We start from the raw sequence: 16974 nt of genomic DNA on the forward strand, positions 1-16974 counted from the left end.
TGCCCGTTTAACTGGCTCATTCCTGCGCGGGGTCCATCCTCGGCATGGAACCGATCCGCCCGGCAAAGCCCTGCATTTCGGGACCGGTGATCTTGCCGTCGCCGTCGGCATCGAGATGCTGGAAGCGATCGACCATCGTCTCCTTCATCATCTGGGCGTGCCAATCGGTGAATTCGTCAAGGCTCAGGCTGTCGTCCCCGTCGCCGTCATGGGACATCATGCCTTGCCGCATCATGTCACCCATGTCCCCCATGCCGTCACCGGACGGGCCCATCATGGGGCGCATCATCTGCATCATGTCGCGGTCCATTATTCCCATGGCAGAGGACCCCATGCCCATCATCGGCATGTCGCCGCCCGCATGCATCCGCATCATGGAGTTGTGCATGTCCCCATCCATCTGGGGCATCGCCATCCCACTATCCGTCGAGCTCGCGCCGTTTCCGGTGTGGTGGTCTGTGTCCGCAAAGGCGGGCGCTGCGGTCAGTGCGAGAACCGAAAGAACAGCGGCAGCGTTTGTAAATCGGGGCATCGTATGCTCCTTGCGCTTGAGTGTGTCGTTTCCGTCCCCATTCAAACGCTGTTTGCGGGCGACATGCAGCCCAAGATTTGTAACGATCTGTCGCAAAATCGGGGCGTGATACAAACCGCTACAAATCGACCGGTGAAGTTACCGGGGCCGGCCTGCTAGAAGGAACGCATGGGACAGCAACCGCATATTCTCGTGGTCGACGATCACGCCGAGATCCGCGAAAGCATCACGCGGTTTCTGCAAAGGAACGGGCTGCGCGCCACCGCAGCCAAGGATGCGGTCGAAATGGATGCCTGCCTTGCGGTCGGCCAATTCGACCTGATGGTGCTGGACGTCATGATGCCGGGCGAGGACGGCCTGTCCGTCTGTCGCCGCCTGGCGCCGGAGGGCGATCTGCCCATTATCCTTCTGACCGCCCTTGGTGAGGAAACCGACCGGATCGTCGGGCTGGAGCTCGGGGCGGATGACTATCTGGCCAAGCCGTTCAACCCTCGCGAATTGCTTGCCCGGATCAAGTCCGTCCTGCGGCGGACCACGCGTGAAGCTCCCATAGCCGGGCGGCTGGCGGGCCAGACGGTGCGTTTTGCCCACCTGCTATTGGACACGGACCGGCAGGTTCTGCGCGACGAATCGGACGCCGAAACGCCGCTGACCAGCGCCGAGTTCAAGCTGCTGTCGGCCTTTCTGGAACGCCCGCACATGGTGCTGAGCCGGGATCAGTTGCTGGACCTGGCGGCAGGCCGCATGGCCGGGCCGCTGGACCGCACCATCGACAACCAGATCAGCCGCCTGCGCCGCAAGATTGAGCCCGACGTGCTGCGCCCGCGCATCATAAAGACGGTGCGCAATGGCGGCTACAGCCTTGCCTGTGATGTCGAGGCCGAGGCATGAGCCTGCGGGCCGCGATGACGCTGCGCTGGCAGTTGGTCCTTCTGATCGTCGCGGCGTTGACCGTGGCGCAGATCATCAGCCTGCTGCTGTTCGCCGATGAGCGCAGCCTTGCGATCCGTGCGGCGCTTGGCTTCGAGGCGGCGGGGCGTGCCGCCAACGTGGCGCGCCTGATCGAAGAGGCCCCGCCCGATCTGCATGCCTCGATCCTGCGGGCGGCAAATTCGCCCCTCGTGCGGTTCGACTTGTCGCAGACGGCCTTGGTTCAGCACAGCGACCATTCTGATGGGGGTCTGGTCGAAAGCCGCATCCGCACCCTGCTGGATGACAGCTACAGCCGCGACATCCGTGTCGAGCTTCACCAGATCGAGGGCCAGTTGATGCCGCTCGCCAATCTGTCGCGCGAGATGACAGAGATGCACATTGCGATGATGCGGGGCGAGCTGACAGCCATCGAGATGAACCTGTCCATCGCCATTTCCGGAGGGCGTTGGCTGAATGTGGGCACCCGCTTCGAACGCCCGCCGATCCAGTGGTCGCTGGAATCCATGCTGGCCTTTGTTCTATCGGCTACGGTGTTGCTGATCGTTTTGATCTGGTTCGTCATGACGCGGTTGACCGGGCCGCTGCGGCGGCTGGCGCTGGCCGCCGACCGGCTGGGGCGGGGCGAGGACGTGCCTGAACTGCCCGTCGCGGGCCCGACCGAGGTCCGCGACCTGACGGTTTCCTTCAACCGGATGCAGGAACGCCTGACCCGCTTCGTCAATGACCGGACGCGGATGCTGGCGGCGCTGGGGCATGACCTGCGCTCGCCCCTGACGGCGATGCGGGTGCGTGCCGAGATGGTCGACGACGAAGAAACCCGCGACAGCATCGTCGCCTCGGTCGAGGAAATGCAGGGCATGGTCGAGGCGACGTTGACATTCGCACGCGGTCTGACCGGATCAGAGCCGCCCGAACGCGTCAATCTGCGCGAGTACCTTGGCGCCGCCCTGTACCAGACCCGGTCCGCCGGGGTCGATCTGCTGGGACCTGACGACACTGAACTGCGCTTGCGCCCCAACGCCATGCGCCGCGCCTTGCGCAACCTGATCGAAAACGCCCTGCGCTATGGCCATACGGCGCAGATCGATTGGCAAAAGACTGGCGGGGAGTTGGTTCTGACCGTTGACGACGACGGACCGGGCATCCCCGAGGACCAGTTGGACAAGGTCTTTGACCCGTTTGTGCGGCTCGAAGAGTCGCGGTCGCTGGAAACCGGCGGGCATGGGCTGGGACTGTCCATCGCCCGGACGATCATCCAGTCGCATGGCGGCGATGTCACTCTGACGAACCGGCCCGAAGGCGGGTTGCGGGCACGGGTGCGGCTGCCGAACGGACATGCGGCCAACACCGAAGGAGAAACACCATGAGACAGATCCTGATTTCACTGGGCGCGGCGCTGGCCGGCGCAGCACCTGCGCTGGCCGATGCCGATGACGGCATGATGAACGGCTATGGCGTGGGCGGTTTCGGATTTGGCCTTGGCGGGTTCGGGATGTTGCTGTTCTGGGGCCTGGTGATTGCCGTCCTCGTACTGGTCGTGATGCGGCTGACGGGCCGTGGCGACAGCGGGCCAGCCGTGTCCGATACACCGGATCCCCTTGAGGAACTGCGCCTGCGCGTTGCGCGGGGCGAGATCGACGAAGAGGATTTCCAGCGTCGCAAAGCCGCGCTGGACAAATAACCGCTACACCCCCCGAGGAGGGTCAAGCATGATCCCGGAAATCGGACATTTCTCACTGGCATTGGCGCTGGCCCTCGCCATCGTTCAGGGCGTGTTGCCTATTCTGGGCGTGTCGCGCGGCAACGTCGTTTGGATGCAATCCGCGCAATCCTCGGCCATGGGGCAGGTGGTTTTTGTCGGGTTGGCCTTTGCCGCCTTGATGCGCTCTTTCGTGGTCAGCGACTTTACCGTGCTGAACGTGGTCGAGAATTCCCATTCGCTGAAACCGATGCTGTTCAAGATCGCCGGCACATGGGGCAGCCACGAAGGCTCGCTGCTGTTGTGGGTGCTGATCCTTGCGGTGTTCGGCGCGGGAGTGGCCCTGTTCGGATCGAACATCCCCGCGGCCACCAAGGCGCGCGTCCTGTCGGTGCAGGCCTGGATCAGCGTCGGTTTCCTGAGCTTCCTGCTGTTCACCTCGAACCCGTTCGAACGGGTCTTTCCGCCGCCCGCCAATGGCAATGACCTGAACCCGCTATTGCAGGACGTTGGTCTCGCCATGCATCCGCCGCTGCTGTATTTCGGGTATGTCGGCTTTTCCATCGTGTTTTCCTTTGCGGTGGCGGCCTTGCTCGAAGGGCGGGTCGATGCCGCCTGGGCGCGCTGGGTGCGGCCGTGGACGCTGGCCGCGTGGATGAGCCTGACAGCCGGGATCGCGCTGGGATCCTGGTGGGCCTATTACGAGTTGGGCTGGGGCGGCTGGTGGTTCTGGGACCCGGTGGAGAATGTCAGCTTCATGCCGTGGCTTATGGGAACGGCGCTGCTGCATTCCGCCATCGTCACGGAAAAGCGCGACGCCTTCAAAAGCTGGACGATCCTGCTGGCGATCCTGACATTTTCGTTGTCGCTGCTGGGCACCTTCATCGTGCGTTCGGGGCTGCTGACCTCGGTTCATGCGTTTGCCGTCGATCCAGACCGCGGGCTGTACATCCTCGGGCTGTTGGGCCTGTCCATCGGCGGGTCGTTGGCGCTTTATGCGTGGCGGGCCCCCGAGATGGAGGGCGCCGGCCTGTTCCGGCCCGTCAGCCGAGAGGCAGGCCTGCTGCTCAACAACCTGATCCTCGCGGCGGCGACCGGGACGGTGCTGTTCGGAACGCTCTACCCGCTGCTGCTCGAGGCGCTGACCGGCGACAAGATTTCGGTCGGACCACCGTTCTTCAACGCGGCTTTCGTCCCAATGATGCTGGTGCTCGTGCTGTTCATGGGAATCGGGCCGTTCCTTTCGTGGAAGCGCGCCGATATTGGCGGGGTGCTGCAAAGGGTGCGCTTCGTGGCGCTGCTGTGCCTGGCTGAGGCTCTGGTGCTTTGGTATGTGCAGACCGGTGCGCCTGTGTTGGCCTATGTCGCGGTTGCCGCAGCGCTCTGGCTGCTGTTTGCGACGCTTCGGGAATGGGCACTGCGGATCAAGCTGTTCGACGCCCCGCTGTCCGAGTCGGCCCGCCGCGCTCGCGCGCTGCCAAGGGCGGCACATGGCATGACGCTGGCTCATGCCGGGCTGGCGGTGGTCATACTGGGCATGGTCGGGTCAAGCGCCTGGAAGAGCGAGGAAATCGCCTTTGTGCGACCTGGGGACCGCATCGAGATTGCCGGGTTCGAGGTCCTGTTAGAAGGGGTCGAAAAGCGTCGCGGGCCGAATTACCTGGCCGATCAGGGTCGGCTGAAGGTCTGGCGCAATGGCAGTTACGTGACGACGTTGTTCCCCGAACGGCGCAGCTATCCCGTGGCCCAGTCGACAACAACGGAATCCGCGATCCGGTCTACCCTGGCAGGGGATCTCTACGCCTCGATCACGGAACCGGCCTCGGACGTAGCGGCCAAGGGCGGGGCATGGACCCTGCGCATTCTGTACGAACCGCTGGTGAACCTGCTGTGGATTGGTGCGGGCCTGCTGGTGCTGGGTGGCGCACTGTCGCTATCGGACCGCCGCCTGCGCGTCGGGGCGCCACGGCGGGCGCGCCGACCGCAACCCCAGCCCGCCGAATAGGAGTGACCATGAAACGCATGTTAGCCGGGCTGCCGCTGGTGTTGACGGCCATCCTCGGGGCCTTTTTCCTTTGGGGACTGGACCCTGAGCGTGACCCAAATGATATCCCCTCGGTTCTGATCTCGCACCCGGTGCCGGAGTTTTCGCTGGACCCGGTGCCGGGACTCGACGTGCCGGGCCTTGCCACGGCGGACCTGTCGGGCAATCCCGGCCCCGTGGTGGTCAATATCTTTGCCTCGTGGTGCGTGCCATGCAAGGCCGAACACGCGGTCCTGTCGCGGGTCGTCGAACGGGACGGGGTGCGCCTTCTGGGCATCAACTACAAGGATAAGCCCGAGGACGCCCTGCGTTGGCTCGCCGAGTTGGGCAACCCGTACAGCGCCATCGGCTCTGACCTCGATGGGCGGGCGGGTATCGAATGGGGCATTTCCGGCGTTCCGGAAACCTTCATCGTCGGCGGAGACGGAACGGTTCTGTATCGCTATGTCGGGCCGATCGTGGGTGAGGACGCCGTGGCAAAACTCACGCTCGCCTTGCAGCATGCGCAAGGCGGCCTGTCATGAGAGCGGTGGTGCTCGCCGTTTTGTTGGCAGTCTTGCCCATGCTTGCGCAGGCTGTAGAGCCGGACGAGATCCTGGCCGACCCGGCGCTTGAGGCGCGCGCCCGCGTGATCTCCAGGCAGCTGCGCTGCGTGGTTTGCCAGAACCAGGACATCGACGGTTCCAACGCCGGGGTGGCGCGGGATTTGCGGCTGCTCGTGCGTGAACGGCTGACCGCGGGCGACAGCAATGCGGAGGTGGTCGATTACATCCACGCGCGCTACGGAGATTTCGTCCTGCTGAAACCGCCGTTCAAACGTCGGACCGTGGTGCTTTGGCTTGCGCCGCTGGTCCTGATTGTTGCAGCGGTGCTGGCCGGGGGGCTCAGTCTTTCGCGGGCCCGACGCCGACGCACCGACGCGCCACTCGATCCCGAAGACGAGGCGCGCATTGCAGCGGCCATGGACCGATACAGACAGGGAGGATCGGAATGATCTGGGGTATTTTCGCCATCATGGCGATTACTGGTCTGACCATCGCGCTGTTTCCGATGCGCCGGGCAAGCATGGCGCCGGTCTTGCGCGACGACTCCGTGCCGGCGGTTCTGGTCGACCAGCTGGAAGAAATCGAGCGCGACGTGGCGCGGGGGCTGATCTCTGCACCTGAAGCAGAGGCCGCAAGGCAGGAAATCCGCCGCCGCATGGCGCAGGTTCTGCGGCGCGCTGACCGGCCGGCTGTCACGACGACGGGCGGGCGAGGAGCGCTGATCCTTGCGGCAGTTTTTGTCCCGGTCATGGCCTTTGGCTACTATTCGTTCGCCGGTGCGCCCGACGTGCCGGCTGTGGCCTTCGCCGACCGCGCCGACGAGCGCGCCGACACGCGACGGATCGCCGATTTGGCTGGGCAATTGCGCGAAAGGCTGATGGCCGATCCCGACGGCGGCCCGACCGATGGCTGGATGTTGTTGGGCCAGACCTATGCGCGCATGGGACAATTCGACGAAGCCGTGACCGCCTTCCGGACGGCCTCTGGCCGTGACGACGCGGTTTCGGCGACATGGTCGATGCTGGCCGAGGCGATGATCCGGGCCAATGACGGAACCGTCACGCCGGACGCGGTGACCGCTTTGGACAGGGCGCTGACGCTGGACGTCTCGAACCCGGCGGCGGCGTTCTACCTTGCGATCGCGGACGCGCAGGCCGGAGAGGTCGGGGCAGCTCATGACCGCCTGACGGCGCGACTGGCCGAGACGCCGGGCTACCAGCCCTGGATGGAGACCTATATCGCGCAGGCGAATGCATTCGCACAGACACTCGGCCGGGCGCCCATCGCGTCGCGTGCGCCTGTTGCCCGCGGCCCCAGTGCCGCCGATGTCGCCGCCGCACAGGAGATGAGCGAAGGCGACAGGGCGGTTTTCATACGGTCCATGGTGGATCGTCTGGCGACGCGGCTTGAGGATGAACCGGATGACGTGGACGGATGGCTCAGGCTGGCGAATGCCTATGGCGTGCTCCAAGAGATGGACAAGGCGCGGGACGCTTACCTTCGCGCGGATGCGCTGTTGCCCAAGGGCGATGCGCGCAAGGCAGAGGTTCAGGCAATACTGACGCAACTCGGGGGAGACTGAGGTCAGCCGACCCGACGCATCAGGCTAAATTGAAAAGCCTGCTCCGCGTCTTTCGGGGTTTGGTGGAGGTGGCGGCGATGCGCCACCGGCGCGAAACTGTCTGCCAAAAGCACCGCGATATCCTCGGGGCTGTAGCGGACGACCGGCAGGCCGCTGCACCGATCCGGCCCGTCCGGCGCGAAAGTGGCTATGATGGCATGGCCATCGATCCGGACGGCGCGTGTCAAGCTCTCGATATAGGCGGCTCTGTCGGCGGGGTCGGTGAGAAAGTGGAATACCGCCCTGTCATGCCACAGGTCGTACTGTCGCGTCGGCGACCAGGTGGTGATGTCTTTACACAGCCAGGTCAAGCTGCCCCCCGCGGGCCCCAGCCGGTCTCGCGCGGCATCCAGGGCCATTTGCGACAGGTCCAAAATCGTCACGTCGCGCAGCCCCATCGCCAGCACGGCGTCCGTGAAACGGGACATGCCGCCGCCTATGTCGATCACCGACGCGCCTCTGGGAATTCCGGCCATCCGGATCAGGTCGAGCGAAACTGTCGGATCGTCCTGATGCCAGCTCAGACTGGTCTCGGGCGTCTTGCGGTAGACGGTGTCCCAGTGTTCTTTTCTATCGACCGACATGGCCATGACCTCTGACGCGGATCTGCAGACCAACTAAAGGTCCAGCATATTCCATATACATAATGTTTCAATGTCAGTTCGGCAAGGTTGCCCGATCGAGAGCCTTCAGCACGGATCGGTCCGTCAGGATTTCCGACAGGACGATACCCTCTGGCGCGCCCGGTCCATAGACGACGTTGAAGGGGATGCCGTAACGGTCGAAGCTTTCGAGATAGCGCGCAATCGACTCGTCCGGGCGCGTCCAGTCGGCCTGCATGAGGGTGATGCCGTCAGCGGACAGCGCCGTGCGCACCGGGTCGCGTTCCAGCACCAGGGCTTTGTTGGCCTTGCAGGTCAGGCACCAATCCGCAGTGACATCGACAAAGACGACCTGCCCGCCCGACACCTGCCGGGCGATCTCGGCGCGGGCAAAGCTTTGCCAGGCCAGCGCGCCGCCGTCCGGCGCGGGGGAGGCGGCGGGCGTGGACACGAAGGGAGCGGCCACAAATGTCACAGCGACCAGAAGCGCCGCGCCAGACAGGCGCGGACCCGGTGACAGGCGGCTGAGTGACAGCAACCCGGTCACCGACAGCGCCAATGCCAGCACGATGAGCGCAGTCCACGGCCCGGCGACACCGCTCATGACCCAGACCAGCCACCCGAGCGTGGTCAACAGCATTAGCCCCAGAGCCACCTTGACCAGCAGCATCCAGCGCCCGGGCTTCGGCAGGCACGTCACCACGCCTGGCCACGCCGCGACCAGCAGGTATGGCAGAGACAGCCCCAGCCCCAGCGCGGTAAAGACCACGGCGATATCGAGACCCCGACCAGCCAGCGCAAAGGCTATGGCGGTGCCCAGCAGCGGCGCGGAACAGGGCGTGGCCATGACTGCCGCGAAAAGGCCTGTGGCAAAATCTCCGCCACCGTTATTGGCCATCCATGTCTGGAGCCTCGACGGCAAGGAGATCTCGAACGCGCCCAGCAGGTTGCCGGAAAAAACCGTCATCACGACGATCAGAGCTGAAAGGAAGACCGGGTTCTGGAATTGCAGACCCCAACCCACGGACACACCCGCCCATTTCAATCCGTAGAGAACCGCCGAAAGCCCCCACATGAAGGTGAGGACCCCGGCGGCGGCGGCCAGAAAACCGCGGCGGATGCACGGGCGATCCTCTGGGCCGTGGCGCAGGACAGACGAGAACTTGATCGACAGGACGGGCAGCACGCAGGGCATGACGTTCAGGATCAGACCGCCAAGGAAGGCAAGCGCGGCGATCCCGGCCAGCATCCCCGCCCCGGTCCTCTGCGTTGCCAGACGAAAGGGCGGGGCAGGGGCGCGTACCACCCTTGTGGCTGGCACCGTAAAGGCGCGGGTGTCCCCGTCGGTCACTGTGATACGCGGTGTCTCGGGTGGGCCAGAGGACAGGATCGGGAGCCGCGCCCAAAGCAGGCGTCCGTCTTCGCCCAGCCGAATGTCGGGTGAACCGAAGGTGACGCCGTCACCGGCCTCGGGGAAGATGTCGGGCGCGTCGAAGGCCTTGGCGCTGCGCAGCGCAACGGTCAGGCTGCGGGCCGCGTCATCCACATGGAATTGCGCCGAGGTGATGCGCGGAACGGAGGCCATTTGCGGGACCTTGTCCACAAAACGCGCAATCCTGTCGGCAGAGGTCTGGTCGATGCCGCTGCCCGGCGGCAGGTCGAGCGTCAGGACGAAATCCTCAGGCACGCAGATGTCCGAGCATACCAGCAGCGACACGGCCGCGTGCAGCCGGGCCGCGGTGCCGGGCTGTTTCAGCGTAATTCGCAAGGGGAACACGACCTCTCCATGATAGCCGAAATTCTGGATACCGAAGGCGGTGAAGCGTTCCGGTGCAGGCCATTGAAAATCGACTTCTGCGATGTTGGTCGAGCCGGACCAGTCGACCCGGGGCGGTGTGCCGACCTCTCCTGGGGTGCGCCAATAGGTCTTCCATCCCTCGAATATGGTCAGGTCCAAACCGGCGGCCAAGCTGCGTGATCCCGGCGCCACACCGTTTTGCGCGGTGATGAGCCGGGCAATGACAGGGGTCGAACGATAAACGTCCGACGTGGCGGCCAAGGCCCCGCTCGCAATCAGCGACAGGACGGTCAGAATCCCGGCAAGATACGTCTTCAGGCGCATCATGGTCACGTCAGTTTCCCGTGTTCAGAACGAATCCTGTCCGGTCATCTGCGCAACGCAGTTGTGCGACGCCGGGCGACGATGCCTCCACGATCTCGCAACCGGTCGGAAGCAAGGCCGCGACCGTATCACTTCCCTGCGTCGACAGGGCTGAGGGCGAACGGAAGCAGCCGCTGACCGTGGCAGAACAGCCCGACACAACCGCCATTGCCCCAAGCACAAAGACGCGAGGGGTCAAGTCCTTCAGGCCTCCTCGGGGCGGCGCTCCGAGCGCGCCTCGGATTTGGCGGTATCGTGGCTGTGGCACGATTTGCCCATCATCTTGTGCATGACAAGGTGCGCACCGACGCACAGCACCAACGGCGCAAAAGCCAGCGCATTCGATCCCAGCCCCGACAACGTGCCGCCGCCGATGAAATATCCGGCGATCGGCAGCAGCATCACGGCGCAGCAGGCCATCATGCCCCAATGCATCAGCTTTCCTGCGCCCCTGGCAGAGTGACTGTCATCCTTCATCGCCCGATCCTTTCGCGGTGTTGTCGATGGCGCTTATGCAACTCTCCGGCAGCGGAAGGTCAAGGATACAAACAAATACATTTCTTTGGTCCTGTTGCGATTGCTGTGTGCGGTCCAGCCTGTATCTATAATCGCCAAAGCTGATGAAGGATATAACCGTGACCAGACAGCAACAGACGCGCCGCGCCGTGCTGCGCACGGCGGTAGCCTCTGTCGGCCTGATCGGAGCGCCGGGAATTCTGCGCGCGGCCAGGGATGTGCAGCGGCGCAACATCTCCGCGTTGCGGACCCATGACTGGCGTGACCATTTCGAAATCCTTGACAAGGGTATCATCATCGCCGACACCGACAGCAAGATGCTGCTGCACTGGACCGCAGCGGGCGAAATGCGAGTCTATCCGACATCGGTACCGCTAACGGACGAGCTAACCAAGCGTGGCTACACCGAGGTCGTAGAAAAGCGGAAGAATCCCGGCTGGGCACCGACCCCGGCGATGCGTGAGCGCAACCCAGAATGGCCCGCATATGTGGAAGGCGGAGACCCGACCAATCCCTTAGGAACACGAGCTCTATATCTGTCGTGGACCTACTACCGAATCCACGGAACACAGGACACGCGCAAGATCGGGCGCAAGTCCTCGAACGGCTGCATTGGCTTGTACAATGGGCAAATCGAAGAGGTCTACGATCGCGCCCCCCTTGGCACACAGATCAAACTGATCTGAAATCAAACAAGCAGGACAGACAAAATGGACAAGTTGACGGGACTGATCGGGGTCGTTCTGGTCGTTGGTGTCGCGGCACTGGGATGGCAGGTGTTTGGCGCGCAGGACGCGCCGCAGGGGCATTCGATGGTGCCGCCGGACACCAGCAACACTGCTGAAGGTGCACCCATCACCGAAGTTTCTCTTCCCGCTGACCTCTCGGCCAATGCCAAGCTGGGCAAGACCATGTTCGAAGCTGTCTGCGCCGAATGTCATGGCGAGAACGCGGCAGGACAGAACGGCATCGCACCGCCCCTGGTCCACAAGATCTACGAGCCCAACCATCACGGCGACATGGCCTTTCTCATGGCGGCCAGGAATGGCGTGCAATCTCATCACTGGAACTTCGGCAACATGCCGAAAATCAACGGCGTGACAGACGGCGACGTCAAGATGATCATCGCTTATGTGCGGGAATTGCAGCGAGCGAACGGGATCAAATGATGTGGGCTAAGGTGAGACTTCGGCTGTGTCTGGTGCTGCTCTGCACGATGGTGCTGGCGTCGCTTGGCATGACCGAGTTTGACCCTCATCACGAAAGGCCCCGGATCGCTGCCGTTGAGGACCATGTGCATGAGTACGAGGCGAAGGGCCATTGCCACCCCGGTATCGACTGTGCCCCTGCGGTGATCTTCCTTGCGATTCATATGCCGGAAGTCACACCCGTTCGGCTCGACATGCAACGGCTTTCGGAAGTTCGGCTGGACAAGGGTTGGCGCTTTACCGATGATCCGCCCCCGCCGCGATATCGTGTCTGATGACTCAGCCAAAAAACGATCAACGGAGACATGAGACTATGAAGAAAACGACTTTGACCGCCGCCATCCTGATTGCCGGCACCACCGTGACCGCACTTGCGCATGGCGGCGCCACAGGCATCGTCAAGGAACGCATGGGCGCCATGATGGTGATGGGTAAGGCAGTGAAATCCGTCACTCCCATGATGCGCGGCGAAACTGCCTATGACGCGGAGGCCCTGCGCGCCGCCGCCCGCACCTTTCAGACCCATGCCGGCACGGCCCTGACAGAGCAATTTCCCGAAGGCAGCGGCGGTTCGCCGTCGGAGGCCAAGGATGAGGTATGGCAGGACTGGACCCGCTTCACGGATCTGGCTGATCAGTTGGAAACCTATGCGCGCGGGCTGGAAATGGCAGCGGCCAACGGTCTGGGAAGCAGTGGCAGCACGGGCGCTGGCGCCATGATGGGTGGAAGCAGCATGATGGGCGGCGGGTCCATGATGGGGAACGCTGTGGACATGATAAGCGCCGAGGCCATCGGTGCCATGCCCGCCGATGCGGCCTTCAAGATGACCACGCAGGTATGCTCCGCCTGCCATGCGCGCTTCCGCGCCGAGGATGACTGATCATGCGTCGCATCCTTATCGGCGCGGCGGTGTTGGGCACGGTCGCGCTTGCCGGGGTGGTGTCGCTGGTCGTCTGGCCGGTCGGCGCTGCCACCGTCCCGATCACCGTGGCGGGCAACGTTGACCGCGGCGCCTATCTCGCGCGGGCCGCCGGTTGTATCTCCTGCCACTCGGATTTCGAAGCAGGCGGCGCGCCTCTTGCGCGCGGCGCGCCGCTGGATACGCCCTTTGGCACGTTCCATCCGCCAAATCTGACCACAGACCCGGTCAGCGGCCTTGGCAACTGGACGGCCGAGCAATTCGCAAGGGCGGTAAGGCAGGGGGTCGGGCCGGACGGAACCCCATATTTTCCAGCCTTTCCCTATGCGTTCTACGCAGACTTCACCGACCAGGACATCGCCGATCTCTGGGCGGCGTTCCAGACGGTGCCACCCGTTGCAGACCCTGCACCCGATCATGATCTGGGATTCCCCTTCAATCAGCGTTGGGGGCTGAAACTGTGGCGCGCGGCCTTTCTTCACGACCCAGACACCCGGCCGGTCGAGGGCCGCAGTGACGCGTGGAACCGGGGGCGCGAACTGGTCCGTGGCCCGGCCCATTGCGGTGCCTGCCACACACCCCGCAATCTTGTCGGGGGGCGCGACCTTGCTGAGCGGTTCGCTGGAAACGCGGCTCTGCCCGGCGGCAGCAAGGCACCCTCGATCCAGCCGCAGGCGCTGGAAGAGGGCGGCTGGACGGTTTCGGCGCTGGCGTATGCGCTGGAAACCGGATTGACGCCTTCGGGTGATGCCTTTGGTGGCAGCATGGCCGAAGTGGTGCGCGAGAACACGCGCTTCATGACACCCGAGGATCGGACCGCCATGGCGACCTACCTTCTGCAAGGCGAAAACGGCGGGCAGACGGACTGACACGAGACGGGCGGGGGCCACGGTGGCCCTCGTCCCCTGCAAAGGACACAAGCGTATGACATACACGCGGCGCACTTTCCTTGCTCTCGCGGGGGCGGCGGCGGGTCTGGGCCTCCCACTGCGGGCGCGGGCCCTCAGCGGTTCCACACCTCTGGTCCCGCGCGAGGCCAGCTTGCAACTGCTGCCCAAGGGTTACCCGCAGACGCGCATCTGGGGCTATGACGGCGCGGTCCCCGGCACCGAGATCCGTGTGCCGCAGGGCGCGCGCGTGCAACGACAACTGGTCAATGACCTGCCCGAGGCCACCTCCGTGCATTGGCATGGCATCCGCATCGACAACGTCATGGACGGTGTGTCGGGCCTGACGCAGGACGCGGTGCCGCCGGGCGAGACCTTTGATTATGACTTCACCGTGCCGGATGCCGGAACCTATTGGTATCACGCGCACAATCGATCATACGTGCAGGTTGCGCGCGGACTACGCGGTGCGCTGATCGTCGCAGAGCCTCATGCCCCTGACGTGGATCGCGACGAGGTGCTGATCCTCGACGACTGGTTGATCGACCCTGAAACCGGTCAGATCGCCAAGACGTTTGACCAGCCGATGATGATGAGCCATGGCGGGCGAAGCGGGAACTACGTCACCACCAACGGCCAGTATAATCTTACCCTGACGGCACAGAGGAACGACCGACTGCGGCTACGCCTGATCAATGCCGCCAACGCGCGCATTTTTGCGCTGCGGCTACAGGGGATGACGGGCTGGACCGTCGCACTTGACGGGATGCCCTTGGCACAGCCGCGGCCGGTCGCGGACACGCTCCTGCTGGGTCCGGCGCAGCGGATCGACTTGTTCGTCGACATCACCGCCGCGCAGGGCGAACTGGCGGCGCTGCTGAATGTCGATACCAATGAACCCTTTCCGCAGGTGGCCTTTACGGTGACGGGGCAGGGTGCGCAGGTGGCTCGCGCCGCCCCCACCGCGTTGCCACCCAATCCGCGAATGGATTTACCCGATTTGGCCAATGCCACGCCAGTCAAGCTGTACATGTCGGGCGGCGCGATGGGACGGATGAACGCGGCGGTGCTGAACGGTGAACGCAAGGGCTTTCGCCAGCTAGCGGAAGCGGGCTATTTCTGGGCGCTGAACGGCGTGGCGAACATGCCCGACACGCCCTTGACGACGCTGTCGCGGGGCGACCACGCGCGGGTCGTGATCACCAATGACACCGTCTTTCCCCATGCCATGCACCTGCACGGTATGCACTTCCGTGAGGTCACCCAAGGTCAGACAGGACCGATGCGCGACACGCTGCTGATCGGCGCGAACGAGACCCGGGAAATCGCCTTTGTCGCGGACAACCCGGGCAAGTGGCTCTTCCATTGCCACATGCTGGAACACTCCGCGTCCGGCATGACCACATGGTTGGAGGTCACATGAAGGGGTCAGTATTCATCATTGGGGCCGCGCTGGTTCTGGCGCAGCCCGCATTGGCCGACACGCCGGATATCGCCGACGGCGAGGTCTTGTATGCCGAGAATTGCGCCTCTTGCCACGGGGCCGAGTTGCAGGGGCAGCCCGACTGGCGCGCGCCCGGCCCGGATGGCCGACTGCCTGCCCCGCCGCATGACGAAACCGGCCACACCTGGCATCACAGCGACCGCGTGCTGTTCGGCTATACCAAGCTGGGCGGCAAAGTCTTCATGGAGCAGCAAGGCATGGAGTTCGATAGCGGCATGCCCGGCTTTGACGATCAGCTGAGCGATCAGCAGATCAGGAACATCCTCGCCTACATCCGCTCAACCTGGCCAGACCGGGCCCAGCAGGTGCAGGCCGAACGCAGCAAAGCCGACATGGAAAACAGAGACAACTGATATGACATTCAAAACCCCCATACTTGCCTTGGCGCTGGTCGCGCTTATGCCGTTGCCGACCTTGGCGCAAGATCTCGACGAGGCGCGGATCAAGGAACTGGTTCTCGAAGCGATCCGCGAGAACCCGGAAATCGTGATGGAAGCCGTGGCAATCCTTGAGCAACGTCAGGCGGGCGCGCAGGCCGATGCGCAGGCTCGTGCGCTAGACACACAGCGCGAGTTGATAGAGAATGACCCGAACGCCCCGGTGCTGGGCAATCCCGACGGCGACGTGACCGTGGTCGAGTTCTTTGATTACAACTGCCCCTATTGCCGCCGCGTGAAACCCGAGGTCCGCGCGCTCATCGACGCGGATCCGAACATCCGTCTGGTTTATCGCGAATGGCCGATTCTCGGCGACGGCTCGGTCTTTGCCGCAAAGGCTGCGCTGGCGGCCCGCAAGCAGGGAAAATACGAAGACTTCCATTGGGCGATGATGGGTAACGAAGGCCGCGCCGAAGAAGCCAGCGTGCTGCGCGTGGCCGAAGAGGTGGGTCTGGACATCGAGCAATTGCGTGTCGACATGGATGCCCCGGAGGTCGCCGACCATATCGCAACCTCGATGCAGTTGACGCAAACGCTTGGGTTCAACGGCACCCCGTCTTTCGTGATCGGCGACGCACTGGTGCCCGGTTTCGTTGAAACCGACCAGTTGGCCAAGCTGGTTGCCGCGGCACGCGAAGCCGCCGAATAGGGCACGCTGCCCGCGCATCGACGCGGGCAGCTGGCTTGCTCAGGCGGCAGAGGTCTCGTAACCGGCGTCCTTGATCGCCGCTGATAGCTGATCGGCGCGGAGCGCACTGTCGATATGCACTATTCGGGTGTCCAGGCTCTGATGATGTGACCGCCCCCCGACGGCATCGATGTGCCAAGGTGGGTCTGCAATGATCCAGAAAGGAGGACGGTCACATCATCAAAGCCGTTCGGCGCCCATCATCGGCGACTTTGAGGCGTGGCTCACCCAGCACCGCACCCGTATTGCGAGAAAGTCTCCCCTCGGCGAAGCTCTTAGCCACATTGCAAAACACTGGGACGGCCTCTGCCTATTCCTGACCGACGGCCAGACCGAGCTCGACAACAACACGGTCGAGCGCACCATACGACCCATCACGCTAGACCGGAAGAACGCCCTCTTTGCCGGTCACGACGCGGGGGCAGAAAACTGGGCCGTCATCGCCTCATTGATCGAGGCCTGCAAACTGAACGCCGTCGATCCGCACGCTTGGCTGGCAACGAGCCTAACGGCCATCGTTGGAGGTCACATGCAGAGCAATATCGCAGACCTCATGCCCTGGAATTACGCCGCCAAGGTGTGATCGGAACACCGGTTACTTTTCATCGACAGTTTGAGCTACCCCCTGAATTTCGGACACTGACGTAAGCTACGAATTGCTGTCTGTTGATCTTCGAC

At 63.7% G+C, this 16974-nt stretch carries 19 protein-coding genes and 1 pseudogene; 16 read left to right on the forward strand and 4 right to left on the reverse strand.

Annotated features, from left to right (window positions below; all coding sequences use genetic code 11):
- Window positions 1-16: 16 nt before the first annotated feature.
- Entirely contained in the window at window positions 17-532 is a 516-nt protein-coding gene (locus C6W91_RS17640; RefSeq protein ID WP_274831029.1) for a calcium-binding protein, read from the reverse strand.
- 168 nt (window positions 533-700) lie between these two features.
- Here C6W91_RS17640 and C6W91_RS17645 point away from each other — a divergent pair, with 168 nt between their 5' ends.
- Genes C6W91_RS17645 through ccmI form a run of 7 tightly spaced genes read left to right on the forward strand, consistent with a single transcriptional unit; the run spans window position 701 to window position 7335 of the window.
- Window positions 701-1423 carry a response regulator gene (locus tag C6W91_RS17645; RefSeq protein ID WP_274831030.1) on the forward strand — a complete coding sequence of 241 codons (723 nt, stop codon included), beginning with the start codon at window positions 701-703 and terminating at the stop codon, window positions 1421-1423.
- Window positions 1420-2832 (forward strand): ATP-binding protein, encoded by a 1413-nt coding sequence (locus C6W91_RS17650; RefSeq protein ID WP_274831031.1) that lies wholly within the window; start codon window positions 1420-1422, stop codon window positions 2830-2832. The genes C6W91_RS17645 and C6W91_RS17650 overlap by 4 nt, the downstream gene beginning before the upstream one ends.
- Window positions 2829-3146, forward strand: coding sequence for an SHOCT domain-containing protein (locus C6W91_RS17655; RefSeq protein WP_274831032.1), 318 nt, complete (start codon window positions 2829-2831; stop codon window positions 3144-3146). The genes C6W91_RS17650 and C6W91_RS17655 overlap by 4 nt, the downstream gene beginning before the upstream one ends.
- A 28-nt stretch (window positions 3147-3174) precedes the next feature.
- Window positions 3175-5169 (forward strand): heme lyase CcmF/NrfE family subunit, encoded by a 1995-nt coding sequence (locus tag C6W91_RS17660; protein WP_274831033.1) that lies wholly within the window; start codon window positions 3175-3177, stop codon window positions 5167-5169.
- A gap of 8 nt (window positions 5170-5177) precedes the next feature.
- Window positions 5178-5732, forward strand: a complete 555-nt coding sequence (locus C6W91_RS17665) for a DsbE family thiol:disulfide interchange protein (protein ID WP_274831034.1) — start codon at window positions 5178-5180, stop codon at window positions 5730-5732.
- Window positions 5729-6202, forward strand: a complete 474-nt coding sequence (locus C6W91_RS17670; protein WP_274831035.1) for a cytochrome c-type biogenesis protein — start codon at window positions 5729-5731, stop codon at window positions 6200-6202. Before C6W91_RS17665 ends, C6W91_RS17670 begins: the two co-directional genes overlap by 4 nt.
- The gene (ccmI, locus tag C6W91_RS17675; RefSeq protein ID WP_274831036.1) at window positions 6199-7335 is read left to right on the forward strand and encodes a c-type cytochrome biogenesis protein CcmI; all 1137 of its coding nucleotides are present in this window, start codon (window positions 6199-6201) and stop codon (window positions 7333-7335) included. The genes C6W91_RS17670 and ccmI overlap by 4 nt, the downstream gene beginning before the upstream one ends.
- A 2-nt stretch (window positions 7336-7337) precedes the next feature.
- Here the strand turns inward: ccmI and C6W91_RS17680 are convergent, their stop codons facing one another.
- The 3 genes from C6W91_RS17680 to C6W91_RS17690 all read right to left on the reverse strand — a co-directional run bounded on the left by C6W91_RS17680 (window position 7338) and on the right by C6W91_RS17690 (window position 10614).
- Window positions 7338-7958, reverse strand: a complete 621-nt coding sequence (locus tag C6W91_RS17680) for a class I SAM-dependent methyltransferase (protein WP_274831037.1) — start codon at window positions 7956-7958, stop codon at window positions 7338-7340.
- 73 nt (window positions 7959-8031) lie between these two features.
- The gene (locus C6W91_RS17685; RefSeq protein ID WP_370571248.1) at window positions 8032-10101 is read right to left on the reverse strand and encodes a protein-disulfide reductase DsbD family protein; all 2070 of its coding nucleotides are present in this window, start codon (window positions 10099-10101) and stop codon (window positions 8032-8034) included.
- A 240-nt stretch (window positions 10102-10341) separates the two neighbouring features.
- On the reverse strand, window positions 10342-10614 hold the full coding sequence (locus C6W91_RS17690) for a DUF2933 domain-containing protein (RefSeq protein WP_274831038.1): 273 nt from the start codon (window positions 10612-10614) through the stop codon (window positions 10342-10344).
- Window positions 10615-10757: 143 nt separating this feature from the next.
- On the opposite strand from C6W91_RS17690, the gene C6W91_RS17695 reads away from it, so the two are divergent.
- From C6W91_RS17695 to C6W91_RS17735, 9 genes and pseudogenes are all read left to right on the forward strand, one after another.
- Window positions 10758-11339 (forward strand): L,D-transpeptidase, encoded by a 582-nt coding sequence (locus C6W91_RS17695; RefSeq protein WP_274831039.1) that lies wholly within the window; start codon window positions 10758-10760, stop codon window positions 11337-11339.
- A gap of 24 nt (window positions 11340-11363) precedes the next feature.
- Window positions 11364-11822, forward strand: a complete 459-nt coding sequence (locus C6W91_RS17700) for a cytochrome c (RefSeq protein WP_274831040.1) — start codon at window positions 11364-11366, stop codon at window positions 11820-11822.
- Between the two features lie 11 nt (window positions 11823-11833).
- Window positions 11834-12136: a hypothetical protein gene (locus C6W91_RS17705; RefSeq protein WP_274831041.1), complete on the forward strand. Its 303-nt coding sequence runs from the start codon at window positions 11834-11836 to the stop codon at window positions 12134-12136.
- A 38-nt stretch (window positions 12137-12174) separates the two neighbouring features.
- Window positions 12175-12741 (forward strand): cytochrome c, encoded by a 567-nt coding sequence (locus C6W91_RS17710; protein ID WP_274831042.1) that lies wholly within the window; start codon window positions 12175-12177, stop codon window positions 12739-12741.
- A gap of 2 nt (window positions 12742-12743) precedes the next feature.
- Window positions 12744-13649 (forward strand): cytochrome c, encoded by a 906-nt coding sequence (locus C6W91_RS17715; protein WP_274831043.1) that lies wholly within the window; start codon window positions 12744-12746, stop codon window positions 13647-13649.
- Between the two features lie 55 nt (window positions 13650-13704).
- A complete protein-coding gene (locus tag C6W91_RS17720; RefSeq protein WP_274831044.1) occupies window positions 13705-15090 on the forward strand; it encodes a multicopper oxidase family protein in 1386 nt (461 codons plus the stop codon).
- Window positions 15087-15524, forward strand: coding sequence for a cytochrome c (locus C6W91_RS17725; RefSeq protein WP_274831045.1), 438 nt, complete (start codon window positions 15087-15089; stop codon window positions 15522-15524). The genes C6W91_RS17720 and C6W91_RS17725 overlap by 4 nt, the downstream gene beginning before the upstream one ends.
- A 1-nt stretch (window position 15525) precedes the next feature.
- Window positions 15526-16257, forward strand: a complete 732-nt coding sequence (locus tag C6W91_RS17730; protein WP_274831046.1) for a DsbA family protein — start codon at window positions 15526-15528, stop codon at window positions 16255-16257.
- Window positions 16258-16477: 220 nt separating this feature from the next.
- Window positions 16478-16879 (forward strand): annotated as a pseudogene (locus C6W91_RS17735) (transposase); the annotation flags it as partial.
- Window positions 16880-16974: the final 95 nt, after the last annotated feature.

Source organism: Phaeobacter sp. SYSU ZJ3003 (genome assembly GCF_041300735.1).
GTDB lineage: Bacteria > Pseudomonadota > Alphaproteobacteria > Rhodobacterales > Rhodobacteraceae > Phycobacter > Phycobacter gallaeciensis_A.